The sequence below is a fragment of the Kitasatospora viridis genome (assembly GCF_007829815.1).
GTDB classification, from domain to species: Bacteria; Actinomycetota; Actinomycetes; order Streptomycetales; family Streptomycetaceae; genus Kitasatospora; species Kitasatospora viridis.
The window spans coordinates 328346-342312 of the sequence record NZ_VIWT01000001.1 but is presented as its reverse complement, the minus strand read 5'-3'; the positions used below and the strand labels follow the sequence as shown (position 1 = coordinate 342312).

Sequence of the window (13967 nt, the reverse complement as noted above, 5' to 3'; positions counted from 1 at the left end):
CACCTCACACCGCCGTCAGCCGCCCCCGCCCCACCGCGTCGCCCGGCAGTTCGCCGCGCCCCACCCCGACGGCGGCGGGCACGGGAGCCCGGTTCGCCCAGTCCGCCGCCTCGGCCCGCTCGGCCTCGGTCAGCTCCCGCACCACCCCGTGCTCGTCCGGCAGCCAGAGCAGCCCGGAGCGCCCGCGCGCCGCCGCGCCGCGCCCCTCCACCACCACCTCGGCCTGCCGCCCCGCCAGCAGCCCGTGTCCCTCGCCCAGCCCGAACCAGCGCCCGGCCCGCACGCCGAGCCGCAGCTCCGCGCCCGGCCAGGCCCCGGCCACCAGCAGCACGCACCCGGTGCGCCGCAGCACCGCCCCGAGCCGGGCCGCCAGCTGCGGCGCCACCGGCCCGGTCGGCCGCAGCAGCACCAGCTCGACGGCGCCGGCCAGTGCGGCCACCACCTCGGGCCACTGCCGCCCGGGCTGGTCCACCAGCAGCAGCCGGCCCGGGTCGATCCCGTACCCGGTGGCGGCCAGCAGCCCGACCTCCGGCAGCCCGACCACCGCGCACCAGGATTCGTCCCCGGCACCCCCGGCCCCGAGCGCCAGCAGCAACCCCACGTCCCCGGCCACCGACACCGCCGCGCCCCGCCGCAGCCCCCGCCCCGGCAGCAGCCCGGCCAACGCCGCGGGCACCGACACCGTGCCGCCCTGTTCGAACGACCCCGGTACCGGCGTCGCAGTGGGGAGCAGGACGGGGGTGACCATGGAGCCAGTATCGAACATCCGTTCGTTCGAATGCCAGTCAGAATCGAACGGACGAACTAATTCACCCTCGTGCACGAGTGACTGCGGTGCGTGACCATGGGTACCAGTGGCCCGGAACCCGCTGGGCCCGAAGAACGGAGCCGAGCCGTGCCCGAGCACCTGCACGAGTACCTGGTCGAGATCACCACCGACGTCCCCCCGGACGTCCCCGCCGAGGAAGTGGACCGTCGCCGCGCCGCCGAGGCGGTCCGCGCCCACGAACTCGCCGCCACCGGCCGCCTCGCCCGCCTCTGGCGCCCGCTCGGCGAACCGCGCAGCATCGGCATCTGGCGCGCGGCGAACGAGGCCGACCTGCGCACTGCGGTGCTCGGCACCCTGCCGATGTGGCCGTGGATGACCGCCACGGTCACACCGCTCGAACCCCACCCGAACGACCCGGGCGCGGACACCTGAGGGGGGCCGGCGCCGGCAACGGACTGCACGCACTGCCGGGCGGGACGATGGACAGCGGTGAATGCCGTTGGCATCTCGTTGAGTTGATGGATCATTGGGGCGTTGACGAACGGACGGGCCCTGGATAGCGTGCAAGGCGCCAGACCTCGCACCAGCTCATCGCCCTGCCTCACGCCGTGGAGACCGGGATCGACCGGCGCTTCGCACGTGACTCACCGTCAGCGCACGAGTGGAGCCTCATGTCCAACGCCGAAGCGTCGCCCCGGCCTCCGTACCGTCTGCCGCGTGTCAAGCGCGAACACCAGGCCGTCCACAGGGACGACGGAACGATCCAGGTGGGTGGCGACATCCTCGGCATCGCCTCCGTGTTCGACGACCCGGACGGCTCGCTCTGGCAGATCATCCGCCTCCTGGACGGCACCCGGTCCATCGAGCAGCTCCACACCGACTCCGGGCAACCCCGGGACACCGTGGCCGCCCTCGTCGAAGCGCTCTACGAGGGCGGATTCCTCGAAGACGCCGCAACCCAGGACTCCACCACACTCAGCGCGCGGGAACAGGAACGCTACTCACGCAACCAGGCGTTCTACCGCTGGATCGACCTGACACCCCGACCGTCGCCGTGGACCGTGCAGGAACGCATCAAGGCCGCGAGGGTCGTCGTGCTCGGACTCGGTGGCGGTGGCTCCAGCGTCGCCCTGGCCCTGGCCGCCTCCGGTGTCGGGAACCTCCACCTGGTCGACCACGACCGTGTCGAACTCTCCAACCTCACGCGCCAGTTCCTCTACTGCGAAGCCGACATCGGCCGCACCAAAGTGGACGCCGCCGTGGCACGGCTGCGATCCGTCAACTCGACCATCACCATCACCGGCGAAGAGGCCAAGGTCGAATCGATCGCCGACCTGAGCCGCCTCATCGAGAACTGCGACGTCCTCGCGATGTGCGCCGACCGACCCCTGAAGATCAGGCACTGGGCCGACACCGCGTGCCACCAGGCAGGCATCCCCTGGGTTACCGGCGGATACGTCGGGCCCGTGAGCACGGTCCAGATCCTGGCGCGGGACGGTGGCGCCTGCGTCGAGTGCATGCACCTGCGCAGCGGCGAACTGTCCAGCGACGCACCCGCCGTGATCAGCGAGCAGGACGACCCGGAACTGCTCGACAACGATCAGGTGGCGGCGAGCACCGCCATCTCGGCGGGCATGAGCGGCCTGATGATCGCCCACGGAGTGCTGGCCCACATCACCGGAGCACCCGACTTCGGCGGCAGCTTCCAGTTCGGGATGAACCTGGCGGCGCCGGAGCAGCAGCTGTACATGACCGGCGACCGGCACCCCCAGTGCCCCGTGTGCGCCGACCGAACCTGACCGCGGCAGGCAGCGGCCGTCCGCCGACCACGGCACGGCCCACCGCGACACCACGACGTCCGGCCCACCGGCACGACGGCCCGAACCCGACCGCGCGCACGGTGCGACAACCGGAGGAGAGGGAGAAGGCAGGCATCGGCAAGGCCGCCTGTCGATCCCAGCACTGACCGACACCCACGCTTCACATCACGAGAGTTGAGGAGTGACAGAGATGAACAAGGTCGTCATCCGCAAGCTGAGGCAGAGCGAGACCTCCCAGAAGAGCGTCCCCTGGCCGAACGGCCGTATCTGACCCATCGGTCGGTGCCGGTGCCGGTGCCGGTGCCGGTGCCGATGCCGGCGCCGGCTGCCGCGTCGCCCAGCGAGCAGTGCGGCAGCCGCACGTGGCGCCGATCGGCATCCTTCCGCAAGCCGAGTGGCCGTGTCTGAACCTTGCTGTGCAGGTCGGGCACGGTGTGTGAGTTGGTGCGCGAAAGTGCCGTTCGTTTCGGCGTCACGGTGACGCCGAAGCGAACGGCACTCGGCGTGCGGGAGGGCCATGCGCTGTCGACGGGTGACTGACGCGCGGGGGCGGCACGGGCTAACGTGCCGTCATGGCCACGGACCGGCACGACCAGTTGACCGAAGACCTGCGCGCCGCCGAGCGCCGCCTCCAGGCCGCGCAGCTCGCCGCCGACGCCGATGCGCTCGATGCCCTGCTCGACGACCGGCTGGTCTTCACCGGGCCGGACGGGCGGCTGTACGGGAAGGCGGACGACCTGGAGCTCCAGCGCAGCGGGCGGCAGCGCCTCACCCGGGTCGCGGAGGAGGAGTTGACGGTCCTGGTCACGGGCGCCACCGGCGTCACCTGGTTCCTCGGCACCCTCGCCGGGGCGGTCGACGGGCAGGAGTTCGCCGCCCGCCTGCGCTACACCCGCACCTGGGTCCACGCGGACGGGGGCGGCTGGCGGCTGCTCGCCGCGCATGTCAGCGCCGTGCCCGGTGACTGACGGATCGTCGATGACTGACGCACCGTCGGCCGTCCGCGCGCGGTGAGTCGGCTCAGTGCAGGGCGGTCGGCGCGGCCACGAACCGCAGCAGACGCTCGTTGACCAGCTCGGGCTGCTCCAAGTTGAGGCCGTGCCCGGCCCGTTCGACGATCTCGGCCCGCACGCCCGGGATCAGCGCGGTGGTCCGGCGCAGCGCCTGCCGCGGCCGGACCAGCGCGCTGCGCCGGCCGAGCAGGACCAGGGCGGGCAGTCGGACGGAGGTCAACTCCTCGTCGGTGAAGGGCCGGGCGGCGGGGCGGGCGGTCGGCTTGTAGCTGCGCATGGCGAGCATCAGCGGGGCGATCATCTCGGGCGGCGAGCTGAGCGCGGGGTTGGCGAGCAGCCGTCCGAGCGCGGGGCGGAACCGGCGCGGGGCGAGCATGCCGAACAGGCCGCCGATCATGTGGGCGTAGAACCGCGCCGGGACCTTCTCGATCCCGCCCGGGTCCAGCACCGCGATCGAGGCCAGGCGCTCGGGTGCGTGGACGGCCTGATTGAGGGTCAGCCAGCCGCCGTAGGAGGCGCCGACCAGGTGGACCCGGCCGAGCCCGAGGCCGGCCAGGACCTCGCCGAGCCAGGCCGCGTTCTCGGCGGAGCCGGCGGCGACGGTGTGCTGCACGCTGCGGCCGGGGTCGTCCAGCGTGTCGATCGCGTAGACCGGGTGGTGCTCGCCCAGCGCGGCGACCTGGGGGTACCAGTTGGAGGCGTGCCCGGCGTGCCCGTGCAGCAGCACGACCGGCTCGCCGGCTCCCGGTCCGTCCTGGCCGTAGTGGTGGACGTGCACGGTGCCGTAGCTCGTCTCGACGTCGAGCTCCCGGCGCGGGCTCGGCCACAGCTCCATCGCGCGGTCGTAGGCATCGAGGAACTTCGCGCGGGCCTGCTCGCTGACGAAGTGTCCGACGCTCTTCCTGGTCATGAACCCTCCCGTTGAAGCACTTGAACCGTTTGAACCACTTGGGCCGCAGAACCGCAGGCCTTGATGGTATGGTTGTACCATAAAAGAATCCGAGAGGAAGCCGATGCCGAAGCTGGTGGATCACGACGAGCGGCGGGCCCAGATCATCGACGCCCTGCTCCGGGCGGCGGCGGCCACCGGGCTGCACGCCGTCACCATGCGCTCCGTCGCCGTCGAGGCGGGCATCTCGGTGCGGCTGGTGCAGTACTACTTCGACACCAAGGAGCAGTTGCTGCTCGCCACCATGGAGCGCCTCGCAGTCCGGATGGGCGAGCGGGTCCGCGAGCGGGTGCGGACGGCCGGGGCCTCCCCGGCGCCGCGCGAGATCGTCGAGGCGGTGCTGCTCGAAGCCGTGCCCACCGACGAGGAGAGCCGCACCTTCCACCTCGTCTACACCGAGTACGCCGTGCTCTCCGTCACCGATCCCGCCCTCGGTGGCAAGGCGTTCCTGGCGGCGCCCGACGAGATGGAGGCCTTCCTGGTCGCCCAACTCGCCGCTGCCCAACAGGCCGGCGGCGCCGATCCGCTCCTCGACGCCCGCCAGGAGGCCGTCGTCCTGCTGGCCGTCTCGGCGGGCCTGGGCCTGAGCGTCCTGCTCGGCCAGCGCACGGCGGCGGACGCCGGCGCCGTGCTGCACTACCACCTCGGCCGGCTCTTCCCGGATCCGGGTTCTGGTACCGGCGGGTGATTCGCACGGGAACTGCCATACTCCTACGGATACTTGTGATGCCCAGTCCAGGGAGGCCGCCGTGTCCCGCACGCCGCAGCAGATCTTCGAGAGCTACCTCTACGCCGGGACCATGACCCGGAACGCCGACGCGCTGGCCGAGAACTTCACCGAGGACGGTGTCTTCGAGGCGCCACTGATGCCCCCGGGCGCCGCCTTCCCCAGGAGGCTGGTGGGCCGCGACGAGATCCGCAGCGCGATGGCGGAGTACTACGCGCTGCCGGCGAAGGAGAGCCGCCCGGCGAACGTCGAGAAGTCCGGGTACGTGCTGCACACCACCGCCGACCCCGACGTGTTCATCGCCGAGATCGACGCGGTCTTCGACGGGGGCGGGGAGGACGGCGAGGGTGACGTGACCGTCTCGCTGGTGCAGATCTTCCGCGTCCGCGACGGGAGGATCGCCCGACTGCGCGACTACTTCGCGCCCGAGCTGATGAGCCGGTGAGCCGGTGAGTGCTTGATCCGTTGCCCCCGGGCCGGAGGCGACGCACGGTCATGAAAGCATCCGTGCCATGGACTTGGACTACCGATACGCCAGCGCATCCGACGCCCCCGCCATGGCCGAGCTCTTCGCGGCCAACCACCACGACGCGCTGACGGAGCAGCAGCGCGCCGAACAGGGTTTCGTGCAGGGCGCGTTCGACGTCGACGTACTGCGTGCGATGGCTGAGCGCGGGGGCCTGCTGGTCGCGGACGACGACGGACGCCTGGCAGGCCTGCTCGGGCTGCTCTCCCCGGCGGACGCGCTCAACCCGCCGCCACCGGTCGCGGCGCTGCTGGACGCGCAGGATTCGCTGCACTGGCAGGGGCAACCGCTCAGCGCGACGCGGTGGTTGATCTACGGGCCCGTGGTGGTCGACGGCGCGTACCGTGGCCGGGGAGTGGCGCGCGGACTGTTCACGGCGGCCGTCGAAGCGGCCTCGGGGCGGGCCGAGGTGATGGTCGCCTTCATCGAACTGGTCAACAAGACGTCCTGGCGGGTCCACGTCGACGGCTTCGGCATGACGCCGATGGGGGAGTTCACCATCGGCGACCGCGCCTACGGCGTCGTGGGTGCACCTGCCGGGCCGTCAGCGGTTCCCGGAGCCTGAATCCCCGTCACCGGTCCAAGCCCTCGCCGGGTGGCATTTCTTGGTCCGGTTAGCATCTCGTGTCCGCCGAATTAATTGCGGGCGATCCGGCGACGAGGCCGTATTTCCAAGGTGTTTCGATATCTTCGCCTGGGAGTTTGCTGGGTCTTTTCCTTGACTGGAGATTGCCGCGGCTTCTAACTTCACCGCAGCACAATCGTGCTGATCAACCTCTGGAAATGGACCACGCAACGGTCCAGAGGGGAATCGCGCAGTGAAGAGAACGACGATACGCGGTGCGGTCGTGCTCGGTGCGGCCATCGCGCTCCTGGTGAGCGCAGCCGCGTCCGCGACCGCCGCCGGTGGCGCTGCCCAGGCGACGGACGCCCCTGCCGCGTCCGCCCACCGGGCGGGCGTCATGGTGACGGTCGATCAGGCGGCCCAGGCGCGTGCGGTGCACGCCGCCGCCCGGGTCGCGGCGCCCGCCGCCAACAAGAACACGCTCGCCTACAACGGCGGCATCGACGGTGCGGGCGTCATGAGCGGGGCGAAGACCAAGGTGTACTTGGTCTTCTACGGCACCCAGTGGGGCAAGCAGACCACCGACGCGAACGGCAACGCCAAGTTCTCCGGCGACGCGGCCGGCGTGGCCGGTGCGGCGCAGCAGATGTTCAAGGGCATCGGCACCAACGGCGAACTCTGGTCGGCGGACCTGACGCAGTGGTGCGACGGCGCGGGCGTGGCCAAGGGTGCGCGCGCCTGCCCGGCGAACCTGCCGGCCGCGCAGTTCGTCCCCTACCAGGCCGGTGGCGTCCTGACCGGCATCTGGTACGACAACGCCGCGCCCTCGCCCGCGAAGGCCAACGGCCACGGCCTCGCCCTGGAGGCGAACAAGGCCGCCGGGCACTTCGGCAACAAGACCGCGGCGAGCAACCGCAACGCGTACTACGTGATCATGTCGCCGCACGGCACCAACCCGGACGGCTACCAGGGCCAGTACTGCGCGTGGCACGACTGGAACAACGACGCGGCCAACCTCAGCGGTGGCGCGGCGCCGTCCGCCTACGGCAACGACATCGCGTTCAGCAACCAGCCGTACAACGTCGACATGGCCGACTGCGGCAAGAACTTCGTCACGGCCGGTGCGGCGGGCAATCTCGACGGCTACACCATGACGCTCGGCCACGAGTGGCACGAGATGATGTCCGACACCTATCCGAACACCGGTTGGGCCAACCCGGTCGGCGGCGACGAGAACTCGGACGAGTGCGCCTGGATCAAGCCCGGCCAGGCCGGTGGCGCGCAGCGGGTGAGCTTCGGCCCGTTCGGCAGCTACGCCGAGCAGGCCTCGTGGTCCAACGACACCAACTCCTGCGCGATCTCCCACCCGATCGTCAACCACGGCGGCGACCTGACCGGCACGCACCAGCTGACGGTCGGCGGCGGCTTCGCCCTCGACGACCCGGCCTCCTCCACGACCCCCGGCGAGCAGCCGATCACCTGGGTCAAGGACGGTGGCACCAACCAGAAGTGGGTGTTCACCCAGCAGCCGGACAAGTCCTACACCATCGCCAGTGCCGCCTCGAAGCTTTGCCTGGACGACGGCGGGTGGAAGGTTCCCGTCGTGGGTGCCGCGGTGGTCCAGGAGGCCTGCACCGGTGCGGCGAACCAGCACTGGCAGGCCGTGAAGCTGCCCTCGGGCGCCTACACCCTCACCAACGCCTACTCGGGACTGCTGCTCACCACCGACTTCTCCGACAACGACTCCCTGGTGAGCCAGGAGCTGAACACCGGCTCCCCGCTCCAGCAGTGGACGATCGCCTGATCACCGGCTGAGACGGTGCCCCGGGGCCCCGGGTCTGGCAACAGACCCGGGGCTCACGGGTTCCCGGGTCAGACAGCGGTGAAGCCGTCCCGCTTGAGCTGGCCCACGAACGCCGTCCACGCGTCGGTGGGGAAGAGCAGGGCGGCGCCGTCGGGGTTCTTGGAGTCGCGCACGGGGACTGTGCCGGGGATGCCGTCGGCGACCTCGACGCACTCGCTCTGGGCGCCCGAGAAGGTGGACTTCCGCCAGGTAGGGCTGGTGGAGGTCAGATGGCTGTTCGTCATGGTGTGGGTCATCTCCCTTGTGAGCGTCGAGTGCTGATGCTCAGATGGTGGGGAAGCCGTCCCGCTTGAGCTCGCCCACGAATGCCGTCCACGCGTTGGTGGTGAAGAGCAGGGCGGCGCCGTGGGGGTTCTTGGAGTCGCGCACGGGGACGATGCCGGGCACGTCGTCGGCGACCTCGACGCAATTGCTCTGGGCGCCCGAGAAGGAGGACTTCCGCCAGGTGAAGCCGGCAGTGGAGGCGGACGTCAGAAAACTGCTCACCATGTTGCTAGACCATTTCCCTTGCGATGCGCTCGATGAGTGCGATTGACCTCGTGCTTGGCAGCGATTCCGCCAAGGCCCGGCGGAACAGGTCGGCGTATTTGCCCACCTCGGCCGGCTCCTCGATGTAGAGAGTGCTGAGGAGGCTGTCCACGTACACCACGTCCGTGTCGGTGGTGTCCGGGAAACTCAGGATGGCGACAGGGCCGAACAGCGCTGCATGCACATCCGAACTCTCGGGAAGAACCTGGACGTTGATGTTCGGTTGGGCGGCTGAGGTGACGAGGAAGTCAAGCTGCTCGCGCATCACCGCGAGTCCGCCGATCTGGTGCTTCAGCACGGATTCGGACAGCACGGCCCACATGCGAAGCGGCGACTCACGCGTCAGTGCCGACCGGCGCTCCTGCCGAACTTTGGTGAGCGTTTCGACTTGTTCCGATGTCGCATCCGGGATCTGCGCCCGGACGACCGCACGGGTGTAGTCCTCGGTCTGCAACAGCCCTGGAATCAGCAGCGTCTCGATGCTGTACATGTCCGACGCATCCGCCTCAAGGGCGATGTAATCCGCGTAGACCGGCGCGAGCGTCTCCGAATACCGGTCCCACCACCCCCGCAAGCGCCCCTCGCGCGACAGCGCCTCCAGGCGGGCCCGCTCAGCCGGGTCCTGCACTCCGTAGAAGTCGAGCAGCAGCCGCAGATCGACCAGGCGGATGCCGGACAGGGCTGCCTCGATCCGGCTGATCTTGCTCTCGGCGCACTCCAACTGCTGTGCGGCCTGAGCAAGTGTCAGCCGCTTCGCGGTCCGGAGCTCCTTGAGCGTTCGGGCCAGGCGCCGTTGACGGACCGTCGGGTTCTTGTTCACGGGCACGTCGGGGACCTCCTCTCGCTGGTGGCGGTGGCAAGTCTGCCCGCAGCGGACCGCGAAAACAATCTTTAACGACTTCCGCAGTAGCAACTTGCACCGTGGGGATTTCTGGGAGCATGCTGACGAACAGTAGTCGATCCGCTCACCTCAGTGATCATGACGACTCGTCGACCGGGCATCCCCATGCCTGCCGCAAGCCGTCAACAGGGCTGCACCGCACCCCGATTGCTGCCGGTGATCGATGCCAGGAAGGGGCGTTGCGATGTCCGAAACGCTGGAGAGTCCGCAGGCGGTCGAGGATGAGTTCGCGCGGTGGCTGCCGCGTCACAACAGGTCGGCAGGGGAGGCGCGAGCGCTGCTGCGCGACTTCCTCGCCGGCGGCGCGCCGGAGGGCGGACCGTGCGCCGTCGCAGCCGAGCTGGTGGTCAGCGAGCTGGTGGCCAACGCCGTGCAGCACGGGCGGCCGGACGGGGGCCAGTTCGGCGAACTGATCCTGCTCCGCCTCGAACGCCGCGCGGAACGGCTGCTCATCGAGGTGCACGACGCCAACGCCGCCGCGCCGACGGTGCGTTCGGCGGATCCGCAGGACGAGAGCGGCCGAGGCCTGTGGCTGGTGGAGCAACTCGCGCTCGCCTGGGGCTTCGGTCGGCGCGACGGCATCGGCAAGCGGGTCTGGGCGACCGTCGGCCCGGCGCACCGGGGTGTGGGGTGAGCGCGCGCGGGCGTCCTCGCGCCGCGTTCGAATGACCGCGATCCCGGATTAGGCTGCGGGCGACGGTCAGGGTCGGGACACGGGAGAGAGCACGATGAGCAAGGACAAGGCGCACACCGCCGACAGCCACGACCTGATCCGGGTGACCGGGGCGCGGGTGAACAACCTGAAGGACGTCAGCGTCGAGTTGCCCAAGCGGCGGCTGACCGTGTTCACCGGGGTGTCCGGGTCGGGGAAGAGTTCGCTGGTCTTCGGTACCGTCGCCGCCGAGTCGCAGCGGCTGATCAACGAGACGTACAGCGCCTTCGTGCAGGGGTTCATGCCGAGCCTGGCCCGGCCCGACGTGGACGTGCTCGAAGGCCTGACCACGGCGATCATCGTGGACCAGCAGCGGATGGGGGCCGACCCGCGCTCGACCGTCGGCACGGCGACCGACGCGAACGCGATGCTGCGGATCCTGTTCAGCCGTCTCGGCGAGCCGCACATCGGCTCGCCGAACGCGTTCTCGTTCAACGTGGCCTCGGTGAGCGGGGCCGGTGCGGTCACCATCGAGCGCGGCGGGCAACAGGTGAAGGAGCGCCGGGAGTTCAGCGTGCTCGGCGGCATGTGTCCGCGCTGCGAGGGGCGGGGCAGCGTCTCGGACATCGACCTCGCCGAGCTGTACGACGACACCAAGTCGATCAACGAGGGTGCGATCACCGTGCCCGGCTACAGCATCGACGGCTGGTACGGCCGGATCTTCAGCGGCTGCGGCTTCTTCGATCCGGACAAGCCGATCCGCAAGTTCACCAAGAAGGAACTGCACGACCTGCTGCACAAGGAGCCGACCAAGATCAAGGTGAACGGGATCAACCTCACCTACGAGGGCCTGATCCCCAAGCTGCAGAAGTCCATGCTGGCCAAGGACCGGGACGCGCTGCAGCCGCACATCCGGGCCTTCGTGGACCGCGCGGTCACCTTCGCCACCTGCCCGGACTGTGCGGGCACCCGGCTGAACGCGCCGGCCCGGTCGTCCCGGATCGGGCAGGTGAACATCGCCGACGCCTGCGCGATGCAGATCAGCGACCTGGCCGCCTGGGTCGGCGGGCTCGACGACCCCTCGGTGGCCCCGCTGCTCGACGCGCTGCGCCAGACCCTGGACTCCTTCGTGGAGATCGGCCTCGGCTACCTCTCGCTCGACCGCCCGGCCGGTACCCTCTCCGGCGGCGAGGCGCAGCGGGTGAAGATGGTCCGCCACCTCGGCTCCGCGCTCACCGACACCACCTACGTCTTCGACGAGCCGACCACCGGCCTGCACCCGCACGACATCCAGCGGATGAACGAGCTGCTGCTCCGGCTGCGGGACAAGGGCAACACCGTGCTGGTGGTGGAGCACAAGCCGGAGGCGATCGCGATCGCCGACCACGTGGTGGACCTCGGCCCGGGCGCCGGGGCGGACGGCGGCACGGTCTGCTTCGAGGGCAGCGTCGAAGGGCTGCGCGGCAGCGGCACGGTGACGGGCCGTCACCTGGACGACCGGGCGAAGCTCAAGCCGCAGGTGCGCGAGCCCTCCGGCGCGCTGGAGATCCGCGGCGCCAGCGCGCACAACCTGCGCGAGGTCGACGTGGACGTGCCGCTCGGGGTGCTGGTCGCGGTCACCGGTGTGGCGGGGTCGGGCAAGAGCTCGCTGCTGCACGGCTCGCTGCCGGACGGGACCGAGACGGCGGGCGGCCCGGTGGTGTCGATCGACCAGAGCCCGATCCGCGGTTCCCGGCGCAGCAACCCGGCCACCTACTCGGGGCTGCTGGACCCGATCCGCAAGGCCTTCGCCAAGGCCAACGGCGTGAAGCCGGCGCTGTTCAGCGCCAACTCCGAGGGCGCCTGCCCGGCCTGCAACGGTGCCGGGGTGATCTACACCGACCTGGCGATGATGGCCGGGGTGGCGACGGTCTGCGTGGAGTGCGAGGGCAAGCGGTTCCGGGCGGACGTGCTGGTGCACCACCTGGGCGGCCGGGACATCAGCGAGGTGCTGGCCATGTCGGTGGCCGAGGCGGAGGAGTTCTTCGGCGACGGGGAGGCCCGCACACCGGCCGCGCACAAGATCCTGCGGCGGCTGGTCGACGTCGGCCTCGGCTACCTGCGGATCGGCCAGCCGCTCACCACGCTCTCCGGTGGCGAGCGCCAGCGGCTCAAGCTGGCGGCGCAGTTGGCGGAGCATGGCGGCGTCTACATCCTGGACGAGCCGACCACCGGCCTGCACCTCGCGGACGTCGAGCAACTGCTGGGCCTGCTCGACCGGTTGGTGGACTCCGGCAAGTCGGTGATCGTGATCGAGCACCACCAGGCGGTGATGGCGCACGCCGACTGGATCATCGACCTCGGGCCCGGGGCGGGCCACGACGGCGGGCGGGTGGTCTTCGAGGGGACGCCGACCGAGCTGGTCGCCGCCCGGTCCACCCTGACGGGGGAGCACCTGGCCGAGTACGTGGGCGCCTGAAGCTCTGCCGCCGGCCCTCGCTGACCCCCTTTTAGGTTCTTAGCTCCAGTGCTAAATTCCTAAGCATGGCTCAGGCAGACGACGAGGCGAGCGTCTTCCGCGCGCTCGCCGACCCGACCCGGCGGCAGATCCTTGAGGACCTCAGGGAGGGGGAGTTGGCGGCCGGGCAGATCGCGGCCCGGTTCACCATCAGCGGGCCCTCGGTCTCCCGGCACCTCAAGGTGCTCAAGGAGGCCGGGCTGGTGACCGAGCGGCGCGACGCCAACCGGATCCTCTACGGACTCGTGGAGGACCGGCTGGCGGTCTGCGTCGGCCGGTTCCTCAGCGCCGTCTGCCCGGAGCAGATCGTGTTGCGCCACACCAGGTGGCGCCCGGTCGAGGAGTCCGAGGGGGACTGACGATGCTTCAGGGCACCATGCTTCAAAGCACGATGGGCACCATGGCCAGTACGGTGGAACGCCGGCTGCTGGTCAACTACCGGGTCGATCCGACCGCCGCCGCACGGGTGCTGCCGACGCCGCTGCGCCCGAAGCTCACGCAGAGCGGCTGGGCGCTCGGCGGGGTCTGCCTGATCCGGCTCGGCGGGGTGCGCCCGAGCTGGGCGCCGCGCGGCGCCGGCCTGCGGGTCGAGGGCGCGGCGCACCGGATCGCCGTCGAGTGGGACGGGCCGGACGGCGTCCGGACCGGCGTCTACATCCCGCGCCGGGACACCGGCTCCCGGCTCGCCGCGCTGGCCGGCGGCCGGCTCTTCCCGGGGCCGCACGGCCTGGCCCGCTTCCGCATCGAGGAGACGGCGCAGCGGTTCAGCCTCTCCTACGCCAGTCGGGACGGCGAGGTCCGCACCTCGGTCACCGCCACCGTGGCGGACGAGCTGCGCGACAGCCGGCTGTTCGCCGACATGGCCGAGGCGGCCGCCTTCTTCCGCACCGGCGCGCACGGCCTCTCGGAGCCCGCCCGGCCCGGCTCCGGCCACCTCGACGTGGTCGAACTGCGCACCAAAAGCTGGGAGATGACGCCCTGCCGGGTCGACTCGGCCGAGTCCTCCTACTTCGACGACCCGCACCGCTTCGAGCTCGGCAGTGCCACCCTGGACAGCGTCTTCCTGATGCGCGACCTGCCCGCCGACTGGACGCCGCGCAGCGCCGTGGCGGTCCGTCAGGCCGCCTAGCGCCGTGACCGGGACGGTCAACCCCGA

The 13967-nt window shown here is 70.7% G+C and carries 16 protein-coding genes; 11 read left to right on the top strand and 5 right to left on the bottom strand.

Features of this window, described 5'->3' with window-relative positions:
* Nucleotides 1-4: 4 nt before the first annotated feature.
* Nucleotides 5-748 carry a hypothetical protein gene (locus FHX73_RS01620; protein WP_145902891.1) on the bottom strand — a complete coding sequence of 248 codons (744 nt, stop codon included), beginning with the start codon at nucleotides 746-748 and terminating at the stop codon, nucleotides 5-7.
* A gap of 159 nt (nucleotides 749-907) precedes the next feature.
* Here FHX73_RS01620 and FHX73_RS01615 point away from each other — a divergent pair, with 159 nt between their 5' ends.
* The 3 genes from FHX73_RS01615 (at nucleotide 908) to FHX73_RS01605 (ending at nucleotide 3557) form a co-directional block, all read left to right on the top strand.
* Complete coding sequence (locus tag FHX73_RS01615; protein ID WP_145907996.1) at nucleotides 908-1201, top strand: muconolactone Delta-isomerase family protein; 294 nt, start codon at nucleotides 908-910, stop codon at nucleotides 1199-1201.
* Nucleotides 1202-1440: 239 nt separating this feature from the next.
* Nucleotides 1441-2568 (top strand): HesA/MoeB/ThiF family protein, encoded by a 1128-nt coding sequence (locus FHX73_RS01610; RefSeq protein WP_145902890.1) that lies wholly within the window; start codon nucleotides 1441-1443, stop codon nucleotides 2566-2568.
* A 593-nt stretch (nucleotides 2569-3161) separates the two neighbouring features.
* Nucleotides 3162-3557: a nuclear transport factor 2 family protein gene (locus FHX73_RS01605; RefSeq protein ID WP_145902889.1), complete on the top strand. Its 396-nt coding sequence runs from the start codon at nucleotides 3162-3164 to the stop codon at nucleotides 3555-3557.
* A 52-nt stretch (nucleotides 3558-3609) separates the two neighbouring features.
* Here FHX73_RS01605 and FHX73_RS01600 read toward each other — a convergent pair whose 3' ends face one another.
* Entirely contained in the window at nucleotides 3610-4512 is a 903-nt protein-coding gene (locus FHX73_RS01600) for an alpha/beta fold hydrolase (RefSeq protein ID WP_246213298.1), read from the bottom strand.
* Between the two features lie 103 nt (nucleotides 4513-4615).
* Here FHX73_RS01600 and FHX73_RS01595 point away from each other — a divergent pair, with 103 nt between their 5' ends.
* From FHX73_RS01595 to FHX73_RS01580, 4 genes are all read left to right on the top strand, one after another.
* Nucleotides 4616-5239, top strand: coding sequence for a TetR/AcrR family transcriptional regulator (locus FHX73_RS01595; protein ID WP_145902888.1), 624 nt, complete (start codon nucleotides 4616-4618; stop codon nucleotides 5237-5239).
* Nucleotides 5240-5300: 61 nt separating this feature from the next.
* Nucleotides 5301-5723: a nuclear transport factor 2 family protein gene (locus FHX73_RS01590; RefSeq protein ID WP_145902887.1), complete on the top strand. Its 423-nt coding sequence runs from the start codon at nucleotides 5301-5303 to the stop codon at nucleotides 5721-5723.
* 73 nt (nucleotides 5724-5796) lie between these two features.
* The gene (locus FHX73_RS01585; protein ID WP_145907994.1) at nucleotides 5797-6369 is read left to right on the top strand and encodes a GNAT family N-acetyltransferase; all 573 of its coding nucleotides are present in this window, start codon (nucleotides 5797-5799) and stop codon (nucleotides 6367-6369) included.
* Between the two features lie 310 nt (nucleotides 6370-6679).
* The gene (locus FHX73_RS01580; protein ID WP_145902886.1) at nucleotides 6680-8173 is read left to right on the top strand and encodes an RICIN domain-containing protein; all 1494 of its coding nucleotides are present in this window, start codon (nucleotides 6680-6682) and stop codon (nucleotides 8171-8173) included.
* Between the two features lie 68 nt (nucleotides 8174-8241).
* Here FHX73_RS01580 and FHX73_RS01575 read toward each other — a convergent pair whose 3' ends face one another.
* From FHX73_RS01575 to FHX73_RS01565, 3 genes are read right to left on the bottom strand one after another with little or no spacing between them, the layout of a single operon-like run.
* Nucleotides 8242-8457 carry a DUF397 domain-containing protein gene (locus FHX73_RS01575; protein WP_145902885.1) on the bottom strand — a complete coding sequence of 72 codons (216 nt, stop codon included), beginning with the start codon at nucleotides 8455-8457 and terminating at the stop codon, nucleotides 8242-8244.
* 40 nt (nucleotides 8458-8497) lie between these two features.
* Entirely contained in the window at nucleotides 8498-8722 is a 225-nt protein-coding gene (locus FHX73_RS01570; RefSeq protein ID WP_145902884.1) for a DUF397 domain-containing protein, read from the bottom strand.
* A 4-nt stretch (nucleotides 8723-8726) separates the two neighbouring features.
* Entirely contained in the window at nucleotides 8727-9587 is an 861-nt protein-coding gene (locus FHX73_RS01565; protein ID WP_246213297.1) for a helix-turn-helix domain-containing protein, read from the bottom strand.
* Nucleotides 9588-9846: 259 nt separating this feature from the next.
* On the opposite strand from FHX73_RS01565, the gene FHX73_RS01560 reads away from it, so the two are divergent.
* The 4 genes from FHX73_RS01560 (at nucleotide 9847) to FHX73_RS01545 (ending at nucleotide 13940) form a co-directional block, all read left to right on the top strand.
* Nucleotides 9847-10296 (top strand): ATP-binding protein, encoded by a 450-nt coding sequence (locus FHX73_RS01560; protein WP_145902883.1) that lies wholly within the window; start codon nucleotides 9847-9849, stop codon nucleotides 10294-10296.
* A 94-nt stretch (nucleotides 10297-10390) separates the two neighbouring features.
* A complete protein-coding gene (locus tag FHX73_RS01555; protein WP_145902882.1) occupies nucleotides 10391-12772 on the top strand; it encodes an ATP-binding cassette domain-containing protein in 2382 nt (793 codons plus the stop codon).
* A gap of 65 nt (nucleotides 12773-12837) precedes the next feature.
* Nucleotides 12838-13170 carry a metalloregulator ArsR/SmtB family transcription factor gene (locus FHX73_RS01550; protein WP_145902881.1) on the top strand — a complete coding sequence of 111 codons (333 nt, stop codon included), beginning with the start codon at nucleotides 12838-12840 and terminating at the stop codon, nucleotides 13168-13170.
* A 41-nt stretch (nucleotides 13171-13211) separates the two neighbouring features.
* A complete protein-coding gene (locus tag FHX73_RS01545; protein ID WP_246213296.1) occupies nucleotides 13212-13940 on the top strand; it encodes a DUF2071 domain-containing protein in 729 nt (242 codons plus the stop codon).
* Nucleotides 13941-13967: the final 27 nt, after the last annotated feature.

Bases quoted from the DNA above. Each gene is read 5' to 3' on its own strand.
- FHX73_RS01620 (WP_145902891.1), bottom strand. From the start codon at position 748: ATGGTCACCCCCGTCCTGCTCCCCACTGCGACGCCGGTACCGGGGTCG.
- FHX73_RS01610 (WP_145902890.1), top strand. From the start codon at position 1,441: ATGTCCAACGCCGAAGCGTCGCCCCGGCCTCCGTACCGTCTGCCGCGT.
- FHX73_RS01605 (WP_145902889.1), top strand. From the start codon at position 3,162: ATGGCCACGGACCGGCACGACCAGTTGACCGAAGACCTGCGCGCCGCC.
- FHX73_RS01600 (WP_246213298.1), bottom strand. From the start codon at position 4,512: ATGACCAGGAAGAGCGTCGGACACTTCGTCAGCGAGCAGGCCCGCGCG.
- FHX73_RS01595 (WP_145902888.1), top strand. From the start codon at position 4,616: ATGCCGAAGCTGGTGGATCACGACGAGCGGCGGGCCCAGATCATCGAC.
- FHX73_RS01575 (WP_145902885.1), bottom strand. From the start codon at position 8,457: ATGACGAACAGCCATCTGACCTCCACCAGCCCTACCTGGCGGAAGTCC.
- FHX73_RS01570 (WP_145902884.1), bottom strand. From the start codon at position 8,722: ATGGTGAGCAGTTTTCTGACGTCCGCCTCCACTGCCGGCTTCACCTGG.
- FHX73_RS01560 (WP_145902883.1), top strand. From the start codon at position 9,847: ATGTCCGAAACGCTGGAGAGTCCGCAGGCGGTCGAGGATGAGTTCGCG.
- FHX73_RS01555 (WP_145902882.1), top strand. From the start codon at position 10,391: ATGAGCAAGGACAAGGCGCACACCGCCGACAGCCACGACCTGATCCGG.
- FHX73_RS01550 (WP_145902881.1), top strand. From the start codon at position 12,838: ATGGCTCAGGCAGACGACGAGGCGAGCGTCTTCCGCGCGCTCGCCGAC.
- FHX73_RS01545 (WP_246213296.1), top strand. From the start codon at position 13,212: ATGGCCAGTACGGTGGAACGCCGGCTGCTGGTCAACTACCGGGTCGAT.